This window comes from Cytobacillus sp. ABV4_503, from assembly GCF_056158445.1.
Map to the genome: position 1 here is coordinate 1,177,460 of NZ_JBSWTH010000001.1, position 26,909 is coordinate 1,204,368.

Sequence of the window (26,909 nt, forward strand, 5' to 3'; positions counted from 1 at the left end):
GTAAACGCTCTATAAATCGAGATACATTAAATACTATAGAAAGCTCCGAAGTGGATGAACTTTGGAGTTTTTTTGTTATGAAATTAAATATTGTAGGTTATCCAAAAATAGTAATTTATGCGGTATAATTTTCCTATTGGTATCTAAGTATTCTTTTTTGTTTTATAAATAGGTATAAATGGAGGTGAAAATTCGTGGATTTACGTAGGTATAATAATAGTTTTGCTAATAAAGAATATATGAAGAAGAGAGTTAAAGAAACTGAGTATTATATTTTAACTACGAAACTGAGCGAAGGTAGATATAAATTAACCATACTAAGAAACCATTCAATAATCAACGAAAGCTATCATAATGGTCTGACAGCTGCTAAATACAGTGCATTTGAATGGCTAATTTCCATTGACCCTTTAATTTTTGAGTTGAATAAAGTATCAATGGTTCATTATAAAGAGGACAGACCCAATGGAGAACCATGGGTAAAGGATACAAATATTGAGCTGCGTAAAAATTTTGAGGCTTATTTTAAGAATAAAATCACTAGCCAAAATGCTAGACTCCCTATGTCAAGAGAATCCACCCAAGAGTCTAAGACCTGGATATTTCAAGGGAATCCTAAGATATTCGATATTGATAACTATGTTAATAATCATAAAATCATATGGTGGTCATTAAGGCAAGAGCATTACATTGACAGAATCCAAAAAGATGACGAAGTCTATTTGTGGAGGTCAGATGGTGCGAAAAAAGGGACTGGTGGAATATTAGCAAAGTGTAGAATTAAAAGTTTACCTATAAAGAAAATTGATGATGAAAGTTCTAAGGCATATTGGCACACAAATGATTGGGAAAACTCATATCATGTTGTAGAGTTAGAAGTTCTGGATGTTAGACTTGAAGATGGATTTATTAGTAGAATAACTCTTTTAAAGCATCCTGTTTTAAATGATTTATTAATCCTAAGGCTAAGACAGCAGACGAATTATTTGCTACCTGTAAAGCAAGCAATGGCACTTCAAAAGTTATGGGATTCTAGTAAAGGCAGCTTACAAGGTGTTGCAACCTTAAATGCTATTGGAAAGCTATCAAATAATGACATAACAGACACAGAGAAAGAGCAAATAATTAAATCTAGAATCGGTCAATCAGCTTTCAAAAAAGAGCTTTTAGCAAATGAGGGAAAATGTACATTATGTGGAGTTTCAGATGAGCGTTTTCTTATAGCGAGTCATATAAAGCCTTGGAGTCAATCTAATAATCAAGAGCGGTTAGATGTAAATAACGGTTTGTTGCTTTGTCCTAATCATGATGCGTTGTTTGATAAGGGATATATTAGTTTTGATGGTGATGGAATAATTTTGGTTTCTGAGAGTCTAGATGTGGCTACAAAGGTTTTTCTTAATATTAATGGAACTATGAATATTGATATAAATGAGAGACAACAACACTATATGGAGTGGCATAGGGAGTATAAATATAAAAAATAATACTTTTATAAAAATATAATGGAATGTGTGTAATAGAAGTTGTTAAAGTCGGAGGATTCAAATTTCCTAAGTCACCCAAGATAAAGTATGGTATTAACTTGAACGAACTTCTGTTTATATTGACCAGTGAGGTGACATTGAAAAATGAAGAATATTATTGATTATTACCTGGTTTTAGGTGTTTCATATTATGCAACTTCTGAAGAGATAAAAGATGCCTATAGAAGAAAAGTTAAAGAAGTTCATCCAGACAAAGACCTAGGGAATGCAGTAGAGTTTAAGATTGTAAAAGAAGCATATGACGTTTTGAGTAATGAAGAAAAGAGAAGGCTATTTAATGATATCCTCTTTAAGGCAACTAACTTTAACGTACTATCTAAAGTTTCCTACAAACAGGAAGAACCTAAAGAAAAACATCCGTCGCAACCAAATATACCACAAACGAATAGTAATGCGAAAAAATGGAAAATTCTCGCTGTAGTTTTATTGGTATTTTCTATCGGTATCATTTCTATTGGGGTTTGGGGTTTTGATTATTATGAAAGACAGATAGCGGAAGTGGAAGATGAAAAAAATACAATTATCCAAAGGTTGAGTGAAGCAGAAAATGATAATAGTGTTCTAGATAAAAGGCTAGAGGATGTCACAAAAGAAAATATGAGACTCACAGAGGAAAATGTAGAGTTAAGTAATGAGCTATCAGATGTTTTAATTGAAAAGGAATTTAATGGTGATTTAGCTTCTAATACATATACTGAGGAAGTATCATCAACCAACGTAGAAGAGTTTGAAGATGCCTTTACTCAAGGTTCCACTAAAGAACACGTGAAAAAAATAATGGGTATGCCATCTAGTCTCAATAAAATGCCTTTAGGTGGTGAGACTTGGTGGTATGGAGGGGCAGCTTACATTAACTTTGATGCAAACGGTCTTGTAGAAGGGTGGACCGATATTAATGGAGATGTATTGAAGGTGCAATAACCATATATAGAATTCTATCCTAAAGACCTCTAAATTTGCTAAAATGGTTTTAATTATATAAATACGCAAAAATGAAGAATTAAATGTGGAAGAATAGGCGGCTGTGAGAAGGTATTTAAAGAGGAACTTAGTAGAATGAAAGAATGTTAGCAGTGTTAGCCATGATGGAAAGGGATTTAATTTCTAAGTGCACCAGGGCAGGACTTCAGAGTGTAAGACCAAGAGGACGTAAGGGTGGAAGACCTAAAAAGGAAGTATAAAGTACAAAAGGCTCAAAAGTTATATGACACAGAACCATATACAGTAATTGAGATTGAGGAAATGACTAAAGTATCAAAAGCAACCTTATATAGAGAAATTAGAAAAAGATAATTGTAAAGTTTATAGAATCTATTAGGTACACATATTAAATAATCGTTGATTCGAAAGGATTAAATATGTCAATTAAGGAAGCAATAAAAAAAAGTGCTGGAAAAGTAAGAGGAAATGCTATTACAAATAATGAAGAGGAATTTCGTAAACAACTAAGGGTAGAGATATCTAATCAAGGATATAGTATTAAGGAAGATTGCCCTAACTTCCCGATAAATAAAGGAGACATCCATTGTAATGTCGATTGGTATCTAGAGGTTCAAAGTAATGATGGAAAAACAAAAAAATTAGGTGTAGAGGTATACACGCACTTTCATTCTTTAGATAAAGAAGTAAAAAGTACAGATAAATACAAAGTAGCCTACGATATTATGAAACTAATAGCGTTAAAAAAGAAAAACATAATTGATGAAAGTTACGTTTTGCTAGATGAACAATTAGTAGATGCTTTAATGGAAACAATTATAGTTACATCTGCTAAGTTACATAAAGTCAACGTCTTCAAAATAGGTATTACTAGACAAATGGAAGTAAATAAGGTAATAGAAACTACTGCTTATAAATTGACCCAGAGCTATGAGATATGTAGTTACTTTGGTTGCGATAAGAAAGCAGAGATTTCATCAATTTATTGTATCAAGCATAAAGATTTTGATGGACTTTGTATCAATTCTGGTTGTACAAAACCAATAGTAGAGGGAAGATTGTTTTGTAAAGACCATCTTATTGTAACTGTTTATGATATTTTTAAAGAACTAGAAGAAGAAGGCAATTACAACGAAAATATAGATTTAGAAGAAGTGGTTATGGAATTAAATAATTTGCTTAAATAATAATTTACTTTGACTATGTGAACAATTTTATATAAATGTTTTTAGGGGATGAACTTTTTGGGGTTTTTTGAGAGGAAATCCAACTGAATTCTTAAACCGCTGGGAAAGTAGGAGGAATGAAAGGGACATAGTTGGATTAATGAATACTGCCTCTGGTAAGACTCTAACTGGTTTATTAATGTAATATTCCGAAACTTTGGTTTTTCCTTATTATTTCTTCGTATAATCCTTTAAAGAGAAAAATTTCCCACGGTGATTCGAGGGGAGCAACTAGTATCATTATGTTGATTTTTATGGAAGAAGTCCTGTTAATTTTAATCAATTAGACTATAAAGAATTGAAAAAACAAGCAAATTTTGATATGAGTTTATCTATGATTGCAGATTTTGGATTTAGTTATTCAAATGTAGATGTTGAACCTGGTTTAGGGAATTATAAAGAAGAGAAAGATAGAGGAGATTACATTTATGCCAGTGCCAAAGTCTTTACCGAGTAAACCAGGTTTAAACAGAAATATTTTTAATACTAAAAAGAAAGCTCTAAAGTTGATAAGACTTTGGAGCTTTTTTTGTTAAAATTATAAAGAATGATAAGTGATGAAAAAGTATGAGTATCATATACAAGCTAGAAAAAGGGGTTCTTACCCTCTACTCTTATAATTAATTTCTCCAATTGTTCCTTTAAAACAAAAATTCCTAATACAAATAAATGACAATTTTTTTATAACACTATACCAAGTACCTTCTATGGAAAAGTCTTCAAAAATAGAGGGTGTAGTTAATTCAAAATTTGCATCGTTTTTTCCATGTGCTATGCTGTTTCGATAGCGGTATAATCGCTTGCAAATTTATTGGGTGTTTTTGCATCAATTAACCCATGGTTAAAAGCCTCATCAAATAAGTTATTTAAATCATCTTTTAAGAAATCAACTAAATACTTTAAATTATCTTGCTCATTAAGATTGTATTTTTTGTAAGTTTTTGAGAATCCCTCAAAAAGTGCATCGATGTCGTCTTTATTATCTTCAATTAATTTTTGAAATTGCTGCTTTCTAGGTAGAAGGTAAAAATGTTCAATTACCTTATAAAAATAAATAACTCCAATTTCATCAGGTATTCTTACTCCTCTATTATAAAAAGCAATTGCATCGGGAAAATTAATATGAGTAAAATGGTTTGATACTAATTCCATTTCAAGTGAGTCAAAGAGAATTTCTTCATCTGAATATCCATAATCTTCTCCAAAATACATTTCTATATAAGGCCACTCATGTTTGTAATATGAAGGATTGAAGAATCCCAATAAAAAAATAGCTCTCTGAATATAATTTTCAACATTTGTTTCTGTTATCCCATTAAGTGATAAAGTCACCATATTCCAACTAGCAAATGTATCATCATTTTCAATGTTCTTATGAAGTAAGGTAAAAAGTGAAGATGGATAGTTATTTATAGTAATTCCAACATTATCTATCATTATGTTTTTTAATTCAACATCGTTATAATTCCAATTAAAAGGTTCATGCCACAGAAAGAACTCAGCATAATCATCTATTATTAACCCTTTTCTAAATAAAACTTTTAAGTTTTTATTGCTTTCCTCAAAATCTTCTCTTTCCAATTCATTCAGAAGGTCATCCCATAAAAGATAAGTTTCATTATCCAAGTTTTTAATCTTTTCATAATTCTCTTCGTACCAGCTGCTAAGTGACATATTTTTTAAAATACTAACCCAATTTAGTGCCAATATTTTATTTAATAAACTGTCTTTAATTAGAAAACCAAAATCGTCTACTTGTAGCAAAGTAATTGTGTTTAAATAGTTGCTGCTTTTTAAGTAAAAATCTAAGGAAGTGCTAATATCTTTTATCAAGCTTTATCACCTCTTATAAGTAAGTGAATAAAATAACAATTTACACCTATGCATAATATATCTAAATCATCTTAGTATTTTAATACATTTATACAAATTATGAAAACTTTACATTAAGTCATGTATATCTTATTTTAAACTAACAAGAGTCAAAGGGAAATTACACTTAGTAGAAGGTTGCGATATAACAAATCAAAGTGATTTTCCAAATTTCACAATGTAATCAAAAACAACTTGGCAACTTAACGTAAAAGTTGTATAAATAAAAAAAAGCTATTATATTATGGGAGAAATTAGTAAAATAATACTGTAGTATTTTGTAATTTGGAGGGGATTTCCTATGGCAGTATTATATTATGCAAAAGTAAATGTTAATTCTAACATTCATGAAGTTGATGAGGGTTATAACTCTATAGAAAATATTATTAATAGATTATACGATGCACTTGATGATAAGAAGGAGTTTATCAAAACAGAAGAAGCTAATTTTTTGGATGACAATGGAGAACTAAAAACTGTTATAAAAAAAGAGATTTATAATTTTTCACAGTTAGAAAAAGTAGAAAAAGAGAATGAAAAGTATGTTACTGGTTGGTTAGTTAAGAGAAGTCCAGTATTTGCGGAAGAATTTGATTCAAAGACGAGGGTTTCAAAAAAAGTGGTTCGTGAGAATGATTCTATAAGTACAATGTTTTATTTTGATTGTCAATCGGAGATAATTTCATTTTATTCTCGTTTGAAATTAGGTCATAAACAATTTCTTGAAGGATTTGAAGGACTTTTAGATACATTTCTTAATGAGGTTGGATTTAAAGTAATTCTTATTAAGAATCCTTTTTCGCTAAAGGAAATTATAAGTATGTTACAGAAGGTAAATAAAATTGAAACTACAATCATACCTCCGAATGCAGTTAATAGAGAAGCTTTAAAGAAAATATTTGAAAATGAGAATAAAGAAATGGAAGAAGCAAACATTACGAAAAAGACTATACTTTTAGAATCACATATTAAAAATGTAAAGGGAATGAATATTGATTCATCTTTAATTAAAGAAACGTTAAACGTCAGTGAAGCTTATATGGAATTTGGATATAGCAGTGTAGAACTAGAAGGAGTAACTAAAGATGGAAATCGATATAAGTATGTTTCTGACAAAGATTCTCTTTATCAAACTGATATTCCAGATAGTGTGAAAGATGATAGAGAAAATTTGATTGATTATGTACAAAAAGGGTTAAAAAGACTTTTAGCGAAATTTACTATAGAAATGCACAAAGCTAGAGAAATGGATTCAAATACTGAGAATAAAGAAGTATAGATTATTCCAGGCTAATTAAAATTAAATGTAGGAGAAATATTATGGACAAGCAATCGTTAGAATTTCATGATTTTAAATCTCTATATAAACTAACAAAGTCCATGCGAGAAGTAAAAGGGAAAGAGCCTATTATTAATTATAAAGAATTTGAGGTTTATTTTTCTTTATTTTGTTCTTTAATTTTGACGATAGTGATTGTACTATTTGTTATTACAAATATGGATAATAATATGCAATTTATAGTAACAACAACCCAAAATATGCTTTTATATACAATTGCTGGTTTGATTGGTATGTTAGGTTTTATAGTGAGTGGTTTAGCAATAGTGGCTGGTACTACATCCTCTAAAGTTATACACGCATTGATAAATGAAAATAAATTCAACTATTTATTAACAGTCTTATTCAGCTTTTTTTATATAGGAATAATTATAGGAATACAAATTTTTTTAAATATAATATTGTATTTTGTAATGGGAATAAATGTTGAGTTTCAATTTTATATATACATACTATTGGTATTTATTATGTCTTATGGCGTATTTTTCACACTATTTTACATAGTATCTTTGCTAGGCACTTGTATAAACATTTTTATCATTAACTATAAATTTTCTCGAAGTGAATAGCAGTATAAGATACTTAATACCCCTATTTTAATACTACAACAGAAATTTCTTATTTTTAGTTAAGTTAGGACATTGATTATAGAAAGGTAACCTCCTACAGAAAGTACGGTAATCATGGTATTCTTAGGCACTCTTATTTGGAGTGCCTCTAACTTTTTCTAGATAAAAAGTTAGAGAAAAACAAGCAAAATCAAGGAATTTACTAGTTTTTTTATTTTTTTGGAAACCTTTTACACATTCTAAGAGCATATTTTATTTGTTAATAATTTGAGAAGATATCCTTGGTCACAAAGTGGTCACAAAAGCCATTATTAACATAACAATAAATGTTATAAGTAGCTTTATATTCATCACGATTCCGTAGCTCAGCTGGGAGAGCGCTACCTTGACAGGGTAGAGGTCGCTGGTTCGAACCCAGTCGGAATCATACTTAAAGTGTCTGGCCGCTGATCGCCAGGCACTTTTTTTGTTTAGAGGGATCTTGTTTTTTGAGCTGGGAACTCCTGCAATGTTTTAACGAAATAGTGATGGGGAATCGTTAAAATATAAAAATTCACAAAATAATTTTTATTAAAAATCTATGCTATAATTTCATTGTGAAATTACAAGAGTTAGGGGATATTTCTATGTTGAAAGATCTGTTTATCGGCCTTTCCCAAAACGAATTTCTGAATAGCGCTGCAAAGAAATATGGGTTGAAATTGGGAGCGCAGAATGTAGTGGCGGGAACAAATTTAGATGAAGCAATTCAAAGCATAAAAGAGCTTAACGCTCATGGCATCTCTTGTACTGTCGATAACCTCGGGGAATTTGTTTATAAAAAGGAAGAGGCGGCAGAAGCGAAAAAACAAATTATTGAAGTGATAGAGGCAATTTATGAAAATAAGGTGGATGCACATATATCTATAAAGCCTTCCCAGTTAGGCTTGGATATCGACTACTCTTTCTGTCTTGAAAATGTTAGGGAGATAGTAGAGAGGGCAAGCCATTATGGTATTTTTGTGAATATGGATATGGAAGACTCTAAGCGTTTGCAGCCTTCCTTTGATTTACTGGATGAATTATCTAAAGAATATAATAACATAGGAACAGTTATTCAAGCCTATTTTCTGGCTGCTGAAGAAGATTTAAAGAAATATAAGGATTTCCGCTTGCGAATTGTAAAAGGGGCTTATAAGGAGCCTGAAGAAATTGCTTTTCAGGAAAAAAATGACATCGATGCTAATTTTATAAAATTGATAGAATGGCATTTGCTGAATGGCAAATTTACATCCATTGCAACACATGACCATGTGGTAATTAATCATGTAAAAGATTTTTTAAAGGCCAACAATATCCCTAAAGAGAAATTTGAATTTCAAATGCTTTATGGCTTCCGTAAGGATATGCAGCTGAAGCTTGCTGGTGAAGGCTATAATTTCTGTACGTATGTACCTTTTGGAAATGACTGGTACGGCTACTTCATGAGGCGTCTGGCAGAAAGGCCCCAGAACTTAAACCTTGTTGCCAAGCAAGTATTTAATAAGAAAACCAATACTGTGATTGGAGTGGCCGCTGGAGCTTTCCTGTTAGGCAGATTGACAAAGAAACGGAAAAAATAATACTCCAAAAGTCTCCCTGTTTTATTAAGCAGGGAGGCTTTTTTATGTTATCATTTTTGTGCGGAATTGCGAATTAAATTTGAGAATGATTAGAGGGGAGATATGGAATGGACATCGACCTTCCGGCTATTCGTGTTTATGAGAAAGTCGGTTTCGAACCAACAGGTGAGATTTTTTAGGCCTTCCATCCTGAATCCATCTACAGGCTAAAAATGTAGAAAGAAGTCCCTGACTGAATTGTCAGGGACTTTTGCCTACATTTCAATTTCCACACCATAATGATCCGAAATGATGGGTTTGTGTGTGCCGTTAAAGATAACCCGTGAATATTTCGGCTGGACAGGCTGAGCCGAAAGAATTAAATCAATCCGCATATCATGTTTATTGTTATCCCAGCCGGCAATCTTTCCTTTAACAGTAACACCCGAATCCTTCCTGGAAGCTAATTCATAAGTGTCGTAGAGCCCATTGCCTGTCAAAAAGTCATAACCTTCATTGCGGACATAAGCCGAGCTGTTGAAATCTCCCATTAAAAAAGCGGATTCATCCTTTGGGACTTTTGCAAGAAGAGATTCAACCTGGAATTTATAGCATTCTTCTTCATCGTGCCACCAGCCAAGATGACAAGAATAGAAGGAGATGGGTCTATCTTGAAGAACTAATTTTATACCAACTATTTTTCGTGTCTTCCAGTTTTTCCGGTCTCGGTTATTTGTAATGAAAAATGAATGGTCCTCTTTAATTTCATGCCTGGTCATGATTGCAAGACCTTCTTCATATATATCATAGCCAATATGGGAGAAATCCCATATAAAAACGTAATCGTCCACACCTATTTTTCTCAATTCTTCAATTAACAGCAGTGCATAATTATCTTCTCTGATATGGCCGTCTATCAAAGGGGCTTTGAAATGCTGGCTGACTTCCTGCAGTGCGATGACATCATAGCAGTTCTCTTTAATAGTCTCTGCAAGAATTTTAATTTTTTCCAGCTGCTGATCCTCCTGCCATGAGTGACAGTTTAGAGTTAATAATTTCATTATTAAGCTCCCAGCAGGTCTTGTATATCTGATTTAAGGACATCTGCTTTTGGGCCATAAATTGCCTGAACGCCTTTGTCCTTAACGATAAGACCTAAAGCTCCATTCCTTTTCCAGTCCTGTTCACCAGCAACTTGTGAAGTGTCCTTTACTGTGACACGCAAGCGGGTCATGCAGGCATCTACATCTTCAATATTTTCTCTTCCGCCCAATAATTCAATTAATAAAGGGGCTAGTGAATTTTTCTGAACTGCCGATTCTGATGATGAAGCGGAGTTTTCTTCTTCAATGTAGTTTCCATTGCGCCCTGGAGTAGGGAAGTTGAATTTCTTAATCATAAAATTGGCAACACCAAAGTTTAATCCGAAGAATACAATGCAGGCAATTACAAAGTTTACAAGGTCCAGCCATAAGCCGGCTTTTAAAATCATTGGTGTTCTTGTAATCAATTCAATGATGCCAAAAGAATGGACACGGATATTAATGATGTCAACGATTGCAAATGCCAGACCTGTCATAACTGCATATATGATATAAAGAAGTGGAGCAGCAAACATGAACATAAATTCGATTGGTTCGGTTACTCCAGTCAGGAATACTGCCAAACCAGCAGAAAGGAACATCGATTTGTATTTCTTCTTTTTCTCAGGATCTACATTCCGGTACATTGCAAGCGCAATTCCCAATAAGGCAGCAGCGGAAAGAATCATTTGGCCTACTTTAAAGCGGGCAGGAGTAACATCATTCAGGAGCTGCTTATAGCTTTCTCTATCACCTGCAGCCAAAAAGTTATTAAGATCGGCAATCCATGCCAGCCATAGCGGGTCTTGTCCAGCCACGGTTGAACCTGAATTAGAGCCTGTCAGGATTTTGTAAGTTCCGCCGAGCTCAGTATAATTAATTGGGACAGTCAGCATATGATGCAATCCAAATGGAAGAAGCAATCGTTCCAGTGCCCCAAAAACAAAGGGAGCTATAACTGGCGCTGTGTTACGTGATGTAGCAATCCATTGACCGAAGTCATTTAATAATCCTTGTATAAATGGCCAAACAATCGATAAGACTAACGCTGCTGCAACAGAGCCGCCAATTACAGTGAAGGGCACGAAGCGCTTTCCATTAAAGAAGGAAAGTGAATTTGGCAATTTATCATAGTTATAATACTTGTTAAATAAATTTGCTCCAATAAAACCTGAGATGATCCCGACAAATACTCCCATATTCAATGCTGGTGCACCTAAAACAGAAGTGAAATAGTCAGTCACAATGAGATCTTGCCCAAACAGGGATTTTACCATGGCGTCCGGATTATCTAACATGTCGGACTTTACTCCGAATATGGCGCCTGTAATTCTATTAATCAGAATGAAAGCAATAAGAGCTGCGAATGCTCCGCCTGCACGTTCCTTAGCCCAGGAACCGCCAATTGCTACTGCGAATAAGATATGAAGATTTGTAATAATGGCCCATCCTATATCCTCCAGCACGCGTGCAATCGCTTGCACAAATGCTATGTCAGCACCCGTCATGCCAACAAGCTTGCCAAGTGAAATCATGATACCTGCAGCTGGCATTACGGCCACTACAACAAGTAATGCCTTACCAAACTTTTGCCAGAAATCAAAAGAAAATAATTTTTTCATCGTTTTTCTCTCCCTTATTGTATGGGCTTTCATTAAATGGACTAAAAAAGCATTCCCAGAATTTCACGAAAAAAATTTCGATTAATGCATGGATTTCTCCTATGAAAATACTAATTAGCTTTATTATTATCTTAAAGTAACACGGGTAGAAAAATGATGCAACCGTTTGCGTAAAAAATATTCATTCGGAGGTATAGAAGATGATAAAAGGAAAGATTCTTAAAACAATCGTTCCTTTAATATTATTTCCAAAGTGGAATTGGGGAGCAGGATTATTAAAATGCAGAAAACGGACATCTATATGCCCGTTTTCCAGAGTTATTAAAAAGGAAAGTGTCTGTCTTTAGTTTGTATCGATACCCATTTGGTGACGGTAAATTCCTCTACAACCCATGGATTGCCAAACCTTCCTAATCCGCTGGCCTTATTTCCTCCAAATGGAATATGTGGTGCGTCATTTACCGTTTGATCATTCACATGAGTCATTCCGCTATCAATTTTTAGAGCTAATTCTTCTCCTCGAGCAAGATCGCTTGTAAAAATAGAAGAGCTTAAACCATATTCTGTATCATTGGCCATTTCAATAGCATGATCATCTGAATCAGCTTTAATAATGGTGGCAATAGGGGCAAATAATTCAGTCTGTGCCAGTTTGCTGGAATTATCCACATCAGTAAAAACAAAAGGTGTAATAATATTGCCGATCCGCTGGCCTTCTAAAGAGAGTGTCGCGCCTTCCTGCTTTGCTGTTTCGATATACTGAATAGCCTTTTCCAATTGGCGTTCGTTAATAAGAGGACCTATCACAGTCTTAGGGTCGCTTGGATCCCCATAGGCCAGAGACTTCGCTCGGTCTATAAATTTTTCTGTAAAATCATTGTATATGTCTTTATGGACGATGATCCGGTTTACAATCATACATATTTGGCCCTGGTGGATGAACTTGCCGAATATTGCAGCATTCACTGCCTGATCGACATTTGCGTCGGAAAGGACAATCAGCGGGCTGTTGCCTCCCAGCTCCAAAGCGACTCTTTTCAAATTTCGCCCAGCAATAGCTCCGATATGCCGGCCTACAGCAGAGGATCCAGTAAAGCTAATTAGTTTTGAATGCGGATTAGTCAGCATGCTCTCTCCGATTTCAGTAATATCAGTTAAAATGATGTTAAGAACACCTTTTGGCAGACCCGCATGTTCGAAAGCTTTGGCTATAATCGAACCGCCAGAAAGGGCAACTTGAACATCAGGCTTATGAACAACACTATTGCCTAGAGCAATGGCAGGTGCAATAGTTCTCATTGAGAGATTCAATGGAAAGTTAAACGGAGAAATTGAGGCAATGACCCCAAGTGGTAAGCGATGGATGTGGTTATGCTTTTCATCTGATCCTGCTACTTCTCTTACCTTATTAACTTCATCAGCGTATTTAATAGATTCTTCAAGGAATTCAATGGCAAGATGCAATTCAATATTGCTCTTAAGTATAGTACTGCCAGTTTCTCTTTGAATAATTGCCGTAATTTCATCTCGGTTTTCTTTTAAATAGGCAGCCGCCTTTGAAAGGACCTCTCTTCTTTCCTCAACAGTAGAGGCAGCCCATTTCTTTTGGGCACTGCTGGCAATTTCGAAAGTTTCTGCCAGCTGATCTTTTGTCGCCAGCTTCACGGTGGTGACGACACTGCGGTCATAAGGATTCAAAATTTCATAGGTTCTCCCGCTTTTTCCTTCAGTCCATACTCCGTTAATAAAGCTTTTGCTAATCTCTTCACTGATGAGGCTGTTTGCAATACTTTGTGATTGCTGCATTTCATTACCCCCTCCTTAATAATGGTAACGCTTACACGTCTACTCGCAGTTTAGTATAACAGCATGGATTTTATGTAAGAATAGCAAAGTTGCGCTATATGAAAATCATAAAAAATTCTTCACCGGATTAAAAGGAACTTGAGATAGGTTCCATTAAAGATGACGCCCCTTTGGTGTTCTTATAAATTGGAGGGTTTTCACATAAGTCAAAAGGGTAATCTGATCCAGGAACCACTCTATTCTCTCCAACTGTTTTTACCAGGAAATCCAATCCTGCAGGGTTCCACAAAACTGTATCAAACCAAAATCGTTTTATATATTGGGATGGAGGTGCATTCAAGTTTGAGGATACCTGATCCCATTGTTCATAGCCTTTATCAAGCCGTCCAATCTGGTAAGGAAGGAAACCTCCACCATGAGCAAATAAAATCTTTACATCTGGAAAGTTATCAATCATCCCGCTAAGTAAGATATCTGTTGCACAAACGGTAGTTTCCCAAGGAACCCCAATTAAATTTGGCATCATTTTTGTTTTGAGGCGAGGATCTTCACTTAAAAGCGGGTGAATGAAAAGAATGGCTTTCATTCTGTTTGCCGTTTCAAAAAATGGTTTGAAATATTCATCCGAAAGCATTCTCTCTGATAGACCAGGTCCAATAATGGCTCCTTTTAGCCCTAGATTAATGGCTCTTTCCAATTCTGCAGCTGCTATTTCAGGGTTATTCAATGGCACGGTTGCAAGAGCAGCTGTTTTTTCTGATGAAGAGGATGCCAAATTAGCTAATGATTGATTATATACATGAGAAATTTCTGCTGTAATTTCTTGAGGAAAGTCATACATAAATAGCTGAGGAATAGGTGATATCAAAGAGTGAGTTACTCCGGAATTAAATTGTTTTTTGTTAAATAAATCAAAGTGATAAAATTCTGGCTTTAATTCAAAACCCCATTTATTATTGACTATCAAAAATTCATCTTTATCAGGTGATTTCTTAACCCACTCCGCTTTTACTGCAGCTTGATTGTCTTTTACCCAGTCAAGCACCTCCTGTGGAATAAAGTGTGTATGAAAATCGAACATATAAATTTCTCCTCTCGTTTTTATTAATCTATTATTTCCAATATCCCATTCGGCTGGATATTTCATTGGCAGCAATTATGACCCTTTTTGAATAATTCTTAATCTTGCTCTGCTGGATTCTTTGTTTTGGGCCTACAATCGCTAAAGCCGCAATGACTCTGCCCTTATAATCATAGATTGGTGCTGCAATAGAATTTACCCCTTCAAGATACTCTTCATTGCTCCAGGAATACCCTTGTTCTCTAATTTGCAATAAATGAAATTTAAGCTTCTCGGGGTCAGTAATCGTCGTTTTAGTATGTTGTTCTAGCCCTTTATTTAGAACTGCATTGAAAACATCTTCTTTTGCATGGGCAAGCAATGCCTTCCCTGAGCTTGTACAGTAGAGGGGATTTCTTCTTCCGACATGTGTCAGGAATCTAACTGGGTGATTGCATTCAACCTTTTGCAAATAAATGACTTCATTGTTATCTAAAACCGAAATATGGGCAGTCTCTCCCAACTCCTGTACGATTTTATTTAAAACAGGCTGGGACTCTCTGTATATATCCATTTGGCTGTTTACAATACCTCCAAGGGACAGAATTGACAGCCCCAAACGATACTTTTTGCTTTCAGGATCTTTATACACGAATCCCTCACTGGCTAATGTAGCCATTGTTCGGCTGACCGTGCTTTTATTAAGACCAAGAGATGCCGAAATGTCACTGATTTTTTTTTCCGGTTCGTCCATTGAAAAGCATCTCAATATACGTAATGCATTTTTTACAGATGAAAGGTGACTATCCTCGTTTGTCTTTAAAGTCATTTCGTATCCTCCTTAAAGTTGCTATATGTTAAACATGGTTGCTTTATAGTGGAAAATATATCAAAGAAGTTTAAAAAAGAAAAGGGAATGTTTCAAAGATTTAGAAATTTATAAAGCCAAGCTATTGTCCTTTCAGGTTTTAGAGTGTTTTTAAAAAGTTTCAAAAATTTACCCCTTGTTGCATATAGAGCAATTAACGTGTTGTGAAGCCTGAAAGTAAGCGTTAACATAAAATTGCGAAAATAAAAAAAGTTATTTAGGAGGCTAACATGCAAACAGAAGCTAAAATCAAAGCTATTAATTGTCAGCATTTTATTAACGGACAGTTTGTTGATTCTAAAAATCAAAAAACATTTGAAAATATTAACCCCGCAACTGAAGAAGTTTTGGGTACAGTCGCAGAAGGCGGTAAGGAAGAAGTGGATTATGCTGTAGCAGCAGCAAGAAGAGCATTAAAAGGCCCTTGGAAAAATACGACTCTGCAAGAGCGTTCAAAAATTCTTCGCCGAATAGGAGACCTGATCCTTGAAAGACAGGAAGAGCTGGCACACCTGGAAACTTTGGATACGGGAAAACCTTTTTCCCTTGCAAACAGCATTGATATTCCAAGGGCAGCATACAATTTCCATTTTTATGCTGATTATATTACTTCAATCGGAACGGAAGCTTACCAGCAGGATCAGCAGGCACTTCATTATGCATACCGCCGTCCAGTCGGTGTTGTCGGTATTATTAAGCCATGGAATCTGCCATTATTATTACTTACCTGGAAATTGGCACCATGCTTAGGCATGGGCAATACAGCTGTCATTAAGCCGGCAGAGTGGACACCAATGACAGCAACAGTATTAATGGAGATTTGTAAAGAAGCCGGTGTCCCTGATGGAGTTGTTAATCTTGTTCACGGGTTCGGACCTAATTCTGCAGGTGGCGCGATCTCCGAACATCCTGATATTGATGCCATTTCATTTATCGGTGAACCTGGAACAGGTTCAGCGATTATGAAGTCGGCAGCTGATTCACTGAAAAAACTTTCATATGAACTTGGGGGCAAGAATCCTAATATCATTTTTGCTGATGCAGACTTGGATGAAGTAATTGAAACGACTATTAAATCCAGCTTTGTTAATCAAGGGGAAGTTTGCCTGTGCGGATCACGTATATACGTAGAACGACCGATCTATAATGAATTTGTCAGCAGGTTTGCTGAAAGGGTTAAAGCACTTAAAGTTGGCCACCCATTGAATGATGATACAAATGTTGGGGCACTGGTCAGCAAAGAACACTATGACCGGGTCATGGGCTATGTTGAAATCGCCAAAAGTGATGGGGGAACCATTGTAACAGGTGGTAAGCGTCCAGAAGGGCTTGAAAAAGGATACTATCTTGAGCCCACCATAATTACAGACTTAAGCCGCAATTCCCGCTGTATCCGTGAAGAAATCTTTGGGCCTGTTGTAACAGTCACCCCATTTGATATGGAGGAAGAAGTAGTTATGCAGGCAAATGATACACACTATGGATTAAGCGCAACAATTTGGACCAGCAATTTAAAGCGTGCCCACCGTGTTTCCCATCAAATTGAAGCAGGAATTATCTGGGTGAACACATGGTTCCTGCGTGATTTGAGAACACCATTCGGAGGAATGAAGAACAGCGGTATTGGAAGAACAGGCGGCATGCACAGCATTGATTTCTACTCCGAATTATCCAATATTACCATTAAATTGTAGATAGGAGAGCATGTTATGGGTGCAAATATAAAACAATATGCTGCTCAGCTTGAAGGGGCAGAGTTTTCAGGTACTGGGGTCCTGCCAATCACTTCCGATAATGCCGGGCTTACGATAGAAGAGGCTTATCAAATTCAACTCGAAAATATTAAGCGTAAAATTGAGAGAGGCAAAAAAATTGTCGGCAAAAAAATTGGTTTGACTTCCCTTGCTATGCAGCAGCTGCTGGGAGTGGATGAACCCGACTATGGTCATTTGCTTGATAGCATGGTTGTTGAGAATGGAGGAAAAATTTCAATCGAGAAGGTTCTTCAGCCTAAAGTGGAGGCGGAAATTGCGTTTGTTTTAAAAAAGGAATTAAAGGGGCCAAATGTCACAGCTTTAGATGTAATCCAGGCAACAGATTACGTAGTTCCTGCATTAGAGATTGTTGACAGCAGAATCAAAGATTGGAAGATTAAACTTCCTGACACCATTGCAGATAATGCTTCTTCCGGCTTCTATGTTTTAGGAGGAAAGCCAGCGAGGCTTTCGGATATAAACCTGGAGTTAATCGGAATGGTATTGATGAAAAATGGAGAGGTTGCCAATACAGGTGTTGGTGCGGCAGCATTAGGCAATCCGATCAATTGCGTAGCATGGCTTGCAAATAGATTAGCAGATTTTGATATTTCCCTAAAGAAGGGGGAAGTGATTCTATCAGGAGCCCTTTCTGCAGCTGTTGAAGCTAATGCAGGAGATATATTTACAGCACGGTTTGCTCATATTGGCCAGGTAAGCGTACATTTTTAAAAAATCATTGTTATCCTCTTCCGGTAAACACCCGCGGGAGATGGCGGTTATGATTAATTAGCCTGAAAACATTTCTTTAATAAAGAAAGGGGAGCGTTATGGGAAAGGTTAAAGTTGCTGTATTGGGTTCCGGTAATATAGGGACAGATCTAATGTTAAAGCTCCATCGTTCTGAAGTGCTTGAACTCACGACAGTTATCGGAATTGACCCTGAGTCTGATGGGTTGAAAAAAGCAAGGGAGCTTGGCTATCATACCATTGATAATGGAATAAAAGGATTCCTCGAAAGACCGGAATTGGCAGACATCGTATTTGATGCCACTTCTGCAAAAGCGCATATCAGACATGCAAAGCTATTAAGAGAAGCCGGGAAGCAGGTTTTGGATTTAACACCGGCGGCAGTCGGCCCCTTTGTGGTACCTCCTGTAAACATTTCGGAGCATTTGGAAGCAAATAATATCAATCTAATAACATGCGGAGGACAGGCGACAATTCCAATGGTTCATGCCATTAATAGGGTGCAGCCTGTAAAGTATGCAGAAATTGTTGCCACAATCTCTTCAAAAAGTGCAGGTCCCGGTACAAGGGCAAATATCGATGAATTTACACAGACTACTTCCAGAGGAATCGAAAAAATCGGCGGGGCAAAAAAAGGGAAAGCAATTATCATATTAAATCCTGCAGAACCTCCGATATTAATGAGAGATACCGTTCATGTTTTAGTTGAAGGAGAAAAAGTCAAGGAAGAAGAGATTATTGCTTCAATTCAAGAAATGGAAAAGCAGGTTCAGTCCTATGTTCCAGGTTATCGCTTGAGACAGGAGCCAATTTTTGACGGCAATAAGGTAACCGTTTTTCTTGAGGTGGAAGGCGCAGGGGATTATTTACCTAAATATTCCGGAAACCTTGATATCATGACAGCTGCATCCGTAAAAGTGGCTGAAGAGTGGGCAAAGAATAAAATCAACAAGGTAACTGTCTAAGAAAGGAGATGAGCTGGAAATGACTCTAAACAGAGATATTTTAATAACAGAGGTGGCATTGCGTGACGGAAGCCATGCAGTAGGACACCAATTTACAGTTGAGCAAGTAACACAAGTGGCCCGTGGATTGGATGAAGCAAATGTCCCTTACATTGAAGTGACCCATGGCGACGGTTTGGGCGGTTCTTCTTTACAATATGGCTTATCGCTTATGAATGAAATGGAGTTAATTGAAGCAGCTGCGGCTTCGGTTACTAATTCTAAAATTGCTGTTTTGCTATTGCCTGGAATTGGGACAATGCCGGAGCTAAAAGAAGCAGCCCGTTTAGGCGCAAAGATGGCAAGAATCGCCACCCATGTTACAGAAGCAGATGTTTCACCACAGCATATTGCATTGGCAAAAGATTTGGGTATGGAAACGGTAGGATTTTTAATGATGTCCCACATGGCGCCAACAGAAAAGCTTGTTGAACAGGCAAAGCTGATGGAAGGCTATGGAGCAGATACAGTATATGTAGTGGATTCTGCAGGTGCCTTGCTGCCGCATCAAGTGACAGAAAGAATTTATGCACTGAAAAACAGCTTATCGGTCAATATTGGATTCCACGGCCATAATAACCTTTCTTTAGCAATGGGTAATACTCTTGCTGCTATTGAAGCAGGGGCTACAAGGATTGACGGAAGCATTCGCTGTCTAGGCGCAGGAGCAGGAAATACCCAGACTGAAGTGCTTGTTGCTGTTTTAGACCGTCTTGGAATTAAAACTGGTGTGGATATTTATAAAATGATGGATATTGCAGAAAACTTGGTAGCGCCAATTTTACAAAAACCCCAAGAAATAACAAAGGATAGCCTGGTTCTTGGCTATGCAGGTGTCTATTCCAGCTTTTTGCTGCATGCACAGCGGGCAGCAGCAAGATTTGGAATTGATTCACGGGATATATTAATAGAACTTGGAAAGAGAAATGTTGTTGGAGGCCAGGAAGATATGATTATTGATGTGGCAGCAGAGATATCAAAGAAAAAACTAGGTGCCGGCGTCTGATAAGGAGGAAATTAAATGCCTAATCAAGAATATAAGGAAATTGCTCAATATTTAGTAGCAGCTGAAGTTGAAAAGCGTGAAGTAATTAAGATTACCTCAGAAATCAACCCTAATCTAACAGTTGAGGAAGGTTATCTGGTCCAACAAGAGCTGGTAAATATCAAGATGTCAGAGGGGAAGAAGATTATAGGCCCTAAGATGGGCTTAACCAGTCAGGCGAAGATGAAACAAATGAATGTGGATGAGCCGATATATGGATATGTATTTGATTATATGCTCATTGAAAATGGCGGGGAATTGTCTTTCCATGAGTTGATACATCCTAAAGTAGAGGCTGAAATCGCGTTTGTGATCGGTGAAGATATCGAAGGGCCGGGTGTAACAGGTGCCCAAGTGCTTGCAAAGACAGAATATGTGCTGCCGGCTCTGGAAATTATTGATAGCCGTTATGAGAACTTTAATTTTACCCTTCCGGATGTAATTGCTGATAATGCTTCAACATCACGTGTCGTATTTGGTACATCATTAAAGAAACCTGATCAACTGGATCTTGATTTAGTAGGCGCCACACTATCAATCAACGGAGAAATGAAAGATTTGGGAGCAGGTGCAGCAGTTTTAGGTCATCCTGCTAATTCAATTGCCATGCTTGCAAATATGCTTTCAAGAAAAGGCGAAAAAGTGCGAAAAGGTGATGTGATTCTCACTGGGGCACTTACTGGGGCAAGTATGCTTGCAGCAGGCGATTTTGTCAGCGGCAAATTTGATGGTCTTGGCGAAGTGACATTCACAGTAAAAGAGTGAGGAATCCGTCTAACATTTAATATAGAAAGAAGATGAAAAGAAAATGCCAATTATCAATGTTCAAATCATTGAAGGCAGACCGAAGGAAAAGGTTGCTGAAGTAATTCAGAATATTACAAATGCGGTTTCAGAAACATTAGATGCCCCTAAAGAAACAGTAAGAGTGATTGTGACAGAAATCCCTAAAACGCACTGGGGAAAAGCGGGGAAGCCAATGTCAGAAAAATGAAAGCTAATCGTTTAGTTATCTTTTAGCGTGAAAAAACTTTTTAAAGGAGGATCAGATGAATGACAATTGAGCTATGTATGCTCGTACCCCATGTTCCAAGTATTTGCCATGAAGACCAGGTTCCTGACTTCCAGCAGCCAATGGTAACTGCAATGAAGGAATTGGCCAAGGATATTGAACAAATTAAACCGGATGCGATTGTGCTTGTTTCATGTCACTGGCCGTCGACATTTTTTCACTATGTTGATGGTACACCAATACATAAAGGGATCTTAACAGCAATAGAAGCACCTGACTTAATTAAAGATGTTCCCTACTCCTATCCAGGAGATGAAATGCTGGCGAATGAATTGGTGAGTGCTGGAAAAGCTGCCGGCCTGCAAGTGCAGGGCGTAAATGATCCATATTATGTATGGGATTATGGGAGTGTGGTACCTCTGAGATACCTTGTTCCAAAAGAGGATATACCAGTCATTAACCTTTCAGTTACATTAGCGGCAAGCATTGAGGAAACCTATCAATGGGGACAGGTAATTGCAAAGGTTCTGCGTGAAAGCCAAAAGCGGATTGTATATGTTTCGAGCGGTGCCTTATCTCATAATCTGGTTAGGGGCAGGCATAACAAGCCGACTATCGCAGAACATGCCCTTGATAAGCAGTTTGTAGAGTATGTAATGAATAATGACTACAAGTCTGCTTACCAAATGCTTCCTGAATATGCGAGAATGGCGAAAGTTGAATCGGGTGGACGCCATTTGGCGATGCTTTTCAGCATGCTGGAAGATAATTGTACCCCATCCTATTTGGCGGATGGACAATCCTCAGGAAGCTGGAATGCACTTATTACCTTTGAAAAAGCAAATGTATCATGTAATGGTGAGACCACAGAACGAGAATATGCAAACTAATAAAATGATAAAGAAGCTGTGTAAATGCAGATTTATACAGCTTCTTTGTGCTTTAATTACCGTTTTGAATCTTTGCTCAATTTTAAAATTTATTTAGGATATGATGGCTGTTCTTGTTGAATGTTTCCAGGAAGCGTTTGGCGATCTGTGATAAATAACCGTTTTTCAGCCAAATAGCATAAGTTCCTGTGGTAAGGCGGCAATCATTAATTGAAAGAACTTTAAGATTATCTCGGGAGTAAGATGCCGAAGCTGATAAGGGAAGAATAACTGCACCGGCCCCTGACTCAACTAATGATAATAGGATGGTGGTATTTGGAGACTCTGCAACAATTTTTGGCTTTAATCCCCTTTTGGTGAATTCTTCAAGAAGCATTTCATAAATACCTTCTCCGTTTACTCGATGCAAAGCTACTAAAGGCAAAACAGAGAGTTCTTCCATAGTCACAGAATTCGTATTACTGCCAACTGCCCACTCTTTAGGAAGTATGCAAACAAAGGGTTCTTCCTCGATTGAGATATATGAGAAATTTTTCTTTTCGATTGGGGAACGAACGATTGCAAGCTCAATTTGCCGGTCAAGAATGTAATCAGATAAACGAAATGGATCGCCTTCCCATATTTTAAAAGTGATGTGAGGATAATATGCTTGAAAGTGGTGTATTCGTTCCGGCAGATGGCATATACAAGAAATAGCTGTACCGATATTGAGAGTTCCGCGCAATCCTCCTCCTGCTTCTTTTACTTCAGTGATAATATCATCGAAGTTATATAAATGCTTTTTCCCTTTTTTATATAGAATTTCTCCGGCTTCAGTTAATTCAAGTGTTCTTCCATTACGAATAAGCAATTTTGTTCCAAGCTCTTTTTCTAAATTTATTAACTGCTGGCTCAGGGGAGGCTGCGCCATATTCAACTTTTTCGCTGCAAGGGTAATTTGTCCTTCTTCTACAATTGTAATGAAATATTTGAGCTGCCTTAAATCCATACAAACCGGCTCCTTGTCTTAAGTATACTTAAAAAGTATATAAATATTAGAAAATTAATATTTTTCATATATTTTACCATGTGATAGGATTTAATTAAACAGTTATGTAAGCGCTTAAAAATGGTTTAGGCAAAAACGATTACGATAGGAGGAGAGAATGTGAGTGTTCAGGAAGTGAAAAAAGAAACAAGCATAGCTTCAAACTATAAGACAATATATACAACAGCTGACGCAATGCTGGAAACTTTACAGGAAAATGGGGTGAAATATATTTTTGCCAATTTGGGAAGTGACCATCCCGCCATCATTGAAAGCTTTGCCAAAGCTAAATTAGAAGATAAGGATACACCTCAAATTATTACTTGTCCTCACGAATTTGTTGCTATGAGTGCTGCACATGGATATGCCATGCTTACTGGAGAGCCGCAGGCTGTTATTGTTCATGTTGACTGTGGGACACAGAACTTGGGCGGGGCTATACATAATGCTGCAAAGGCAAGAATCCCAATTCTGATATTTGCTGGAACATCACCAGCTACACAGGAGGGGGAATTAAAGGGAAGCCGAAATGAGTATATTCATTGGCTACAGGATTCGTTTGATCAAAGGGGAATCGTAAGAGGATATGCGAAATACGACAATGAAATACGAACTGGTAAAAATATCAAACAAGTGGTAACTCGGTCAATTCAAATTGCTAAGAGTGATCCTAAAGGGCCTGCATACTTAATGGCTGCGCGTGAAGTAATGGAAGAAGAAATTGACCCTTATGAAATTGATCATAATAGATGGGGGTGCATATCTCCTTCTGCCATACCAGATGATAGAATACAGGAAATAGCAGGCCGATTGCTGAAAGCAGCAAAACCTTTAATTGTTACTTCATACGCAGGGAGGAACCAGAGAAGTGTACAACAGTTAATTAAGTTATCTGAAAGACTGGCAATACCTGTACTTGAATCAGTGCCCAGCTATATGAATTTCCCATCTGATCATCCGATGCATATAGGTTATACATGGAATGAACCACATCAGAATAAACATTTGGAAGACGCCGACTTTATTCTTGTAGTAGACAGCGATGTTCCATGGATTCCATATAAAAATAAACCCTCTGAGAATTCCGAAATTATAATCATTGACATAGACCCTTTAAAGGAAAAAATCCCGCTTTGGTATATCCCGGCGGAAGGATTCTTTAAAGCAGATTCCTTCATTGCCCTCTCACAAATTAATTCCTACATTAATAAGCATCAGAGATTAATAGATGAATCGTCCGTTTCAAATAGATATACAGCCATTTCAAGGATTCACAAAGCACAAAGACTTGAATGGGAGGCAATGGAGTATCCCGGCGAGGAATCAGCCATTACACCACAAATGCTGACTGGCTGTTTAAGGGAGGTTCTCAATGATGAAGACATAGTCATTAGTGAGACCATAACAAATTTCTCAACAGTTACAAGACATCTGCCAAGGAATAAGCCGGGTACTTACTTTAGCCCTGGAGCAAGCTCCTTAGGCTGGAGCGGGGGAGCTGCATTTGGTGCAAAGCTGGCCGCACCAGATAAGCTTGTTGTTGCATTGACAGGTGATGGAAGTTTTATGTTCAGTAATCCAACTCCTTTGCACTGGATGTCAGGAAAATATGAAACTCCTTTCTTAACGATTATTTACAACAATGAGGGCTGGACAGCACCAAAACTTTCTACATTAGGAGTGCATCCAAATGGAATCGCTCAACAAACAGATGAATTTTTTGTTAAATTCAATCCAGCGGCGAGGTACGCTGATATCGCTAAATCTGCTGGCGGGACATTCGCCTTTATTGTTGAAAAGCCAAAAGAACTAAAAGATACCCTGTTAAAAGCTATTCATGCCGTCAAACATGAAGGCAAGTCAGCGGTAGTGGATGTCAGGCTGCCGCAAGGCTAAAATTTCAAAGAAAATGGTGAATAGGCTCATTCCAATGAAGCACAAATCGAGAATTGCTTAACATCATTCTAAAAAAATCAGAAAATCTTAAACTGCCAAAAGAAAAAGGGGTGTAACGCAGTGGGAAAGAATCAGCAATTTATTAGACGTATTGGCATTTTGGGAGTTGCAAGTTTAATGGCTTTTGCTTTAACAGCATGTAGCGGCTCTTCCAATAATACCGCAGCGAAAGGTGAAAAAACTGTTGATCTGGCTGTGTCCAGCTTTATGCCAGGCCAGCATCCGCAGCATTCGGATGTTATTGAGCCTTTTTTGAGAGAGGTTGAAAAAGTAACTGAAGGAAGAGTCAAAGGGACTATTTATTCCGGGAGTGCCCTGGGAAAAGCAAATGAACAATATGACTTGGCGGTTACAGGTACGGCAGCTATGTCAATGGCACTGCATGCCAATACTCCTGGGAAGTTCCCTTTAACAGGTGTCACAGAACTGCCGTTTATGGGGGAAAATGCGGAAGACGGTACCCGTATTTTCTGGTCATTGTATGAAAAATTCCCTGAAATAGCTGAAGAACATGCAGAGACTAAAGTCGCCTGGTTATTTAAGAATGATGCAGCCCAAATTTTCACTACGAAAAAACCTATAAAGAAAATGGAAGATTTAAATGGATTGAAGATTCGAACCCCTTCTCCTGCTGGAACAGCTATTCTTGAGACGTTTGGAGCTACCCCTGTATCCATTCCTATGGATGGTGTATATGAAGCCATGCAGAAAGGAGTCGTTGACGGAGCTTTAGCTCCTGCATCGGTGATAACAAACTTCCAATTGTCTGATGTCACAAAGTATATAACCAAAGGGGATTTCTATACGAGCAGCTTATTCATGGTTATGAACTCCAAAACCTGGGAAAACATATCCCCTGAGGATCAAAAAGCTATAGAGAATCTAATGGGGGAATCAGTGGCTATGAAAGCTGGTGCTGTGTATGATGAAGACGGTGATCTGGGCTGGAAGCAAGCGGAGGAAGCCGGAATAGAAGTTTATGAGCTATCTGATGATGAAAAAGCAGAATGGGAAAAAGCCCTGCAGCCTGTTTATAGTAAGTGGATTGATGAAATGAAAGCCAAAGGGCTTCCTGGCAAGGAGATCTATGATGAAGCTGTCCGTTTGAAAAATCAATGATCACATAATTAATGCGCCTGTCCCCAAAGGGACGGGCGCATTTATATTTTAGTCAAATACATAAGTTGCGATTTATTATTTTTTCAGAAAGTTCATTTGCAGCCCTCTTTACTATCTTCGCCAGCTCAGGGGCACTTTGATGATTGATTCTCGAGGAGGGACCTGCAATGCTTATTGAATAGGAGGCCATTCCTGGTTGAGAAAACACAGGAGAGGCAATAGATGATACACCCTTATGCATTTCTTCCCTGCTAAAAGCATAGCCGTTTTTTTTAATCAGAGAAAGTAGGAATTTTAGTTTTTGTGGATTAGTAACCGTGTAATCAGTTAACTTTGGCAGTCCTTTTTCAATTAATCCCTTAATCACTTCCTCAGGCTGGAAAGCTAGTATTGCTTGTCCTGAACTTGTACAGTGGATGTAGTTTCGCTTGCCAGCATGTGAAAGGAGGTGTACATAGTTTACAGCATCCATTTTTTGTAAGTAGATGACTCTATTATCTGTCAAGGTAGACAAATGTGCGGTTTCACCTGTCTCTTGAACTAATCTCTTCAGAATGTCAGGTGAACATTTACAGATATCATATTGGGACAGAATTGTCGTTCCTTTTGCTAAAATAGAGGATCCGAGCCGGAAGTTTTTAGATACAGGATCTCTCGCAAGGAAGCCTTCTTGCATTAGTGTAAATGTCAATCGATAAATGGTGCTGTTTCCAACGCCTAACTTTTCGCTAAGTTCGCTTAAACTTAGTTCTGGCTCCTCCATTGTGAAGAGATTTAATAGTCTTAATGCATTCCTTAGTGAGGAAACTCTCCCAGCTGGCAAATTCTCCATTTAATCTCCC

At 37.1% G+C, this 26,909-nt stretch carries 24 protein-coding genes and 1 tRNA gene; 17 read left to right on the forward strand and 8 right to left on the reverse strand.

Annotated elements, in window-relative coordinates:
* The first annotated feature begins 194 nt into the window (after nt 1-194).
* The 4 genes from ACXAD1_RS06045 (at nt 195) to ACXAD1_RS06060 (ending at nt 4,169) form a co-directional block, all read left to right on the forward strand.
* Nucleotides 195-1,487, forward strand: a complete 1,293-nt coding sequence (locus ACXAD1_RS06045) for an HNH endonuclease (protein WP_474909645.1) — start codon at nt 195-197, stop codon at nt 1,485-1,487.
* Between the two features lie 144 nt (nt 1,488-1,631).
* A complete protein-coding gene (locus tag ACXAD1_RS06050; protein ID WP_474909646.1) occupies nt 1,632-2,468 on the forward strand; it encodes a DnaJ domain-containing protein in 837 nt (278 codons plus the stop codon).
* A gap of 437 nt (nt 2,469-2,905) precedes the next feature.
* Nucleotides 2,906-3,673: a hypothetical protein gene (locus tag ACXAD1_RS06055; protein ID WP_474909647.1), complete on the forward strand. Its 768-nt coding sequence runs from the start codon at nt 2,906-2,908 to the stop codon at nt 3,671-3,673.
* Nucleotides 3,674-4,010: 337 nt separating this feature from the next.
* Nucleotides 4,011-4,169, forward strand: coding sequence for a hypothetical protein (locus ACXAD1_RS06060; protein ID WP_474909648.1), 159 nt, complete (start codon nt 4,011-4,013; stop codon nt 4,167-4,169).
* A gap of 314 nt (nt 4,170-4,483) precedes the next feature.
* Here the strand turns inward: ACXAD1_RS06060 and ACXAD1_RS06065 are convergent, their stop codons facing one another.
* Nucleotides 4,484-5,545: a hypothetical protein gene (locus tag ACXAD1_RS06065; protein ID WP_474909649.1), complete on the reverse strand. Its 1,062-nt coding sequence runs from the start codon at nt 5,543-5,545 to the stop codon at nt 4,484-4,486.
* 340 nt (nt 5,546-5,885) lie between these two features.
* On the opposite strand from ACXAD1_RS06065, the gene ACXAD1_RS06070 reads away from it, so the two are divergent.
* The 4 genes from ACXAD1_RS06070 (at nt 5,886) to ACXAD1_RS06085 (ending at nt 9,093) form a co-directional block, all read left to right on the forward strand.
* On the forward strand, nt 5,886-6,863 hold the full coding sequence (locus tag ACXAD1_RS06070) for a hypothetical protein (protein WP_474909650.1): 978 nt from the start codon (nt 5,886-5,888) through the stop codon (nt 6,861-6,863).
* Nucleotides 6,864-6,904: 41 nt separating this feature from the next.
* Nucleotides 6,905-7,492, forward strand: a complete 588-nt coding sequence (locus ACXAD1_RS06075) for a hypothetical protein (protein WP_474909651.1) — start codon at nt 6,905-6,907, stop codon at nt 7,490-7,492.
* Between the two features lie 354 nt (nt 7,493-7,846).
* Nucleotides 7,847-7,919, forward strand: a tRNA-Val gene (locus tag ACXAD1_RS06080).
* Between the two features lie 199 nt (nt 7,920-8,118).
* Complete coding sequence (locus ACXAD1_RS06085; protein WP_474909652.1) at nt 8,119-9,093, forward strand: proline dehydrogenase family protein; 975 nt, start codon at nt 8,119-8,121, stop codon at nt 9,091-9,093.
* 254 nt (nt 9,094-9,347) lie between these two features.
* Here the strand turns inward: ACXAD1_RS06085 and ACXAD1_RS06090 are convergent, their stop codons facing one another.
* From ACXAD1_RS06090 to ACXAD1_RS06110, 5 genes are all read right to left on the reverse strand, one after another.
* Nucleotides 9,348-10,133 carry an endonuclease/exonuclease/phosphatase family protein gene (locus ACXAD1_RS06090; protein WP_370222266.1) on the reverse strand — a complete coding sequence of 262 codons (786 nt, stop codon included), beginning with the start codon at nt 10,131-10,133 and terminating at the stop codon, nt 9,348-9,350.
* A gap of 2 nt (nt 10,134-10,135) precedes the next feature.
* Nucleotides 10,136-11,776 (reverse strand): PTS transporter subunit IIBC, encoded by a 1,641-nt coding sequence (locus ACXAD1_RS06095; protein ID WP_474909653.1) that lies wholly within the window; start codon nt 11,774-11,776, stop codon nt 10,136-10,138.
* 321 nt (nt 11,777-12,097) lie between these two features.
* Nucleotides 12,098-13,582, reverse strand: coding sequence for an aldehyde dehydrogenase family protein (locus ACXAD1_RS06100; RefSeq protein WP_206835455.1), 1,485 nt, complete (start codon nt 13,580-13,582; stop codon nt 12,098-12,100).
* A 127-nt stretch (nt 13,583-13,709) separates the two neighbouring features.
* Nucleotides 13,710-14,663, reverse strand: coding sequence for an amidohydrolase family protein (locus ACXAD1_RS06105; RefSeq protein ID WP_474909654.1), 954 nt, complete (start codon nt 14,661-14,663; stop codon nt 13,710-13,712).
* Between the two features lie 31 nt (nt 14,664-14,694).
* A complete protein-coding gene (locus ACXAD1_RS06110) occupies nt 14,695-15,471 on the reverse strand; it encodes an IclR family transcriptional regulator (RefSeq protein WP_206835461.1) in 777 nt (258 codons plus the stop codon).
* A gap of 269 nt (nt 15,472-15,740) precedes the next feature.
* Between ACXAD1_RS06110 and ACXAD1_RS06115 the strand changes: the two genes are divergently transcribed.
* From ACXAD1_RS06115 to ACXAD1_RS06145, 7 genes are all read left to right on the forward strand, one after another.
* Nucleotides 15,741-17,204, forward strand: a complete 1,464-nt coding sequence (locus ACXAD1_RS06115; protein ID WP_370222268.1) for an aldehyde dehydrogenase — start codon at nt 15,741-15,743, stop codon at nt 17,202-17,204.
* Between the two features lie 15 nt (nt 17,205-17,219).
* Nucleotides 17,220-17,996, forward strand: coding sequence for a 2-keto-4-pentenoate hydratase (locus ACXAD1_RS06120; RefSeq protein WP_206835466.1), 777 nt, complete (start codon nt 17,220-17,222; stop codon nt 17,994-17,996).
* Nucleotides 17,997-18,094: 98 nt separating this feature from the next.
* Nucleotides 18,095-18,979 carry an acetaldehyde dehydrogenase (acetylating) gene (locus ACXAD1_RS06125; protein WP_206835469.1) on the forward strand — a complete coding sequence of 295 codons (885 nt, stop codon included), beginning with the start codon at nt 18,095-18,097 and terminating at the stop codon, nt 18,977-18,979.
* A gap of 19 nt (nt 18,980-18,998) precedes the next feature.
* Complete coding sequence (gene dmpG / locus ACXAD1_RS06130) at nt 18,999-20,024, forward strand: 4-hydroxy-2-oxovalerate aldolase (RefSeq protein ID WP_474909655.1); 1,026 nt, start codon at nt 18,999-19,001, stop codon at nt 20,022-20,024.
* A 15-nt stretch (nt 20,025-20,039) separates the two neighbouring features.
* The gene (locus tag ACXAD1_RS06135) at nt 20,040-20,828 is read left to right on the forward strand and encodes a 2-keto-4-pentenoate hydratase (RefSeq protein ID WP_206835475.1); all 789 of its coding nucleotides are present in this window, start codon (nt 20,040-20,042) and stop codon (nt 20,826-20,828) included.
* A gap of 43 nt (nt 20,829-20,871) precedes the next feature.
* A complete protein-coding gene (locus tag ACXAD1_RS06140; protein WP_206835479.1) occupies nt 20,872-21,057 on the forward strand; it encodes a 4-oxalocrotonate tautomerase in 186 nt (61 codons plus the stop codon).
* Nucleotides 21,058-21,116: 59 nt separating this feature from the next.
* Entirely contained in the window at nt 21,117-21,965 is an 849-nt protein-coding gene (locus tag ACXAD1_RS06145) for a DODA-type extradiol aromatic ring-opening family dioxygenase (RefSeq protein WP_474909656.1), read from the forward strand.
* An 82-nt stretch (nt 21,966-22,047) separates the two neighbouring features.
* Here ACXAD1_RS06145 and ACXAD1_RS06150 read toward each other — a convergent pair whose 3' ends face one another.
* Nucleotides 22,048-22,953, reverse strand: a complete 906-nt coding sequence (locus ACXAD1_RS06150) for a LysR family transcriptional regulator (protein ID WP_206835483.1) — start codon at nt 22,951-22,953, stop codon at nt 22,048-22,050.
* A 159-nt stretch (nt 22,954-23,112) separates the two neighbouring features.
* Here ACXAD1_RS06150 and ACXAD1_RS06155 point away from each other — a divergent pair, with 159 nt between their 5' ends.
* Together ACXAD1_RS06155 and ACXAD1_RS06160 are read left to right on the forward strand one after the other, a co-directional pair.
* Complete coding sequence (locus tag ACXAD1_RS06155; RefSeq protein ID WP_474909657.1) at nt 23,113-24,888, forward strand: thiamine pyrophosphate-requiring protein; 1,776 nt, start codon at nt 23,113-23,115, stop codon at nt 24,886-24,888.
* A gap of 120 nt (nt 24,889-25,008) precedes the next feature.
* Nucleotides 25,009-26,067 (forward strand): TRAP transporter substrate-binding protein, encoded by a 1,059-nt coding sequence (locus ACXAD1_RS06160; RefSeq protein ID WP_474909658.1) that lies wholly within the window; start codon nt 25,009-25,011, stop codon nt 26,065-26,067.
* Nucleotides 26,068-26,119: 52 nt separating this feature from the next.
* Here ACXAD1_RS06160 and ACXAD1_RS06165 read toward each other — a convergent pair whose 3' ends face one another.
* Nucleotides 26,120-26,899 (reverse strand): IclR family transcriptional regulator, encoded by a 780-nt coding sequence (locus ACXAD1_RS06165; RefSeq protein ID WP_474909659.1) that lies wholly within the window; start codon nt 26,897-26,899, stop codon nt 26,120-26,122.
* Between the last annotated feature and the right edge of the window lie 10 nt (nt 26,900-26,909).

Bases quoted from the DNA above. Each gene is read 5' to 3' on its own strand.
- ACXAD1_RS06050 (WP_474909646.1), top strand. From the start codon at position 1,632: ATGAAGAATATTATTGATTATTACCTGGTTTTAGGTGTTTCATATTAT.
- ACXAD1_RS06055 (WP_474909647.1), top strand. From the start codon at position 2,906: ATGTCAATTAAGGAAGCAATAAAAAAAAGTGCTGGAAAAGTAAGAGGA.
- ACXAD1_RS06070 (WP_474909650.1), top strand. From the start codon at position 5,886: ATGGCAGTATTATATTATGCAAAAGTAAATGTTAATTCTAACATTCAT.
- ACXAD1_RS06075 (WP_474909651.1), top strand. From the start codon at position 6,905: ATGGACAAGCAATCGTTAGAATTTCATGATTTTAAATCTCTATATAAA.
- ACXAD1_RS06085 (WP_474909652.1), top strand. From the start codon at position 8,119: ATGTTGAAAGATCTGTTTATCGGCCTTTCCCAAAACGAATTTCTGAAT.
- ACXAD1_RS06090 (WP_370222266.1), bottom strand. From the start codon at position 10,133: ATGAAATTATTAACTCTAAACTGTCACTCATGGCAGGAGGATCAGCAG.
- ACXAD1_RS06095 (WP_474909653.1), bottom strand. From the start codon at position 11,776: ATGAAAAAATTATTTTCTTTTGATTTCTGGCAAAAGTTTGGTAAGGCA.
- ACXAD1_RS06100 (WP_206835455.1), bottom strand. From the start codon at position 13,582: ATGCAGCAATCACAAAGTATTGCAAACAGCCTCATCAGTGAAGAGATT.
- ACXAD1_RS06105 (WP_474909654.1), bottom strand. From the start codon at position 14,663: ATGTTCGATTTTCATACACACTTTATTCCACAGGAGGTGCTTGACTGG.
- ACXAD1_RS06110 (WP_206835461.1), bottom strand. From the start codon at position 15,471: ATGACTTTAAAGACAAACGAGGATAGTCACCTTTCATCTGTAAAAAAT.
- ACXAD1_RS06115 (WP_370222268.1), top strand. From the start codon at position 15,741: ATGCAAACAGAAGCTAAAATCAAAGCTATTAATTGTCAGCATTTTATT.
- ACXAD1_RS06120 (WP_206835466.1), top strand. From the start codon at position 17,220: ATGGGTGCAAATATAAAACAATATGCTGCTCAGCTTGAAGGGGCAGAG.
- ACXAD1_RS06125 (WP_206835469.1), top strand. From the start codon at position 18,095: ATGGGAAAGGTTAAAGTTGCTGTATTGGGTTCCGGTAATATAGGGACA.
- dmpG (WP_474909655.1), top strand. From the start codon at position 18,999: ATGACTCTAAACAGAGATATTTTAATAACAGAGGTGGCATTGCGTGAC.
- ACXAD1_RS06135 (WP_206835475.1), top strand. From the start codon at position 20,040: ATGCCTAATCAAGAATATAAGGAAATTGCTCAATATTTAGTAGCAGCT.
- ACXAD1_RS06140 (WP_206835479.1), top strand. From the start codon at position 20,872: ATGCCAATTATCAATGTTCAAATCATTGAAGGCAGACCGAAGGAAAAG.
- ACXAD1_RS06145 (WP_474909656.1), top strand. From the start codon at position 21,117: ATGACAATTGAGCTATGTATGCTCGTACCCCATGTTCCAAGTATTTGC.
- ACXAD1_RS06150 (WP_206835483.1), bottom strand. From the start codon at position 22,953: ATGGATTTAAGGCAGCTCAAATATTTCATTACAATTGTAGAAGAAGGA.
- ACXAD1_RS06165 (WP_474909659.1), bottom strand. From the start codon at position 26,899: ATGGAGAATTTGCCAGCTGGGAGAGTTTCCTCACTAAGGAATGCATTA.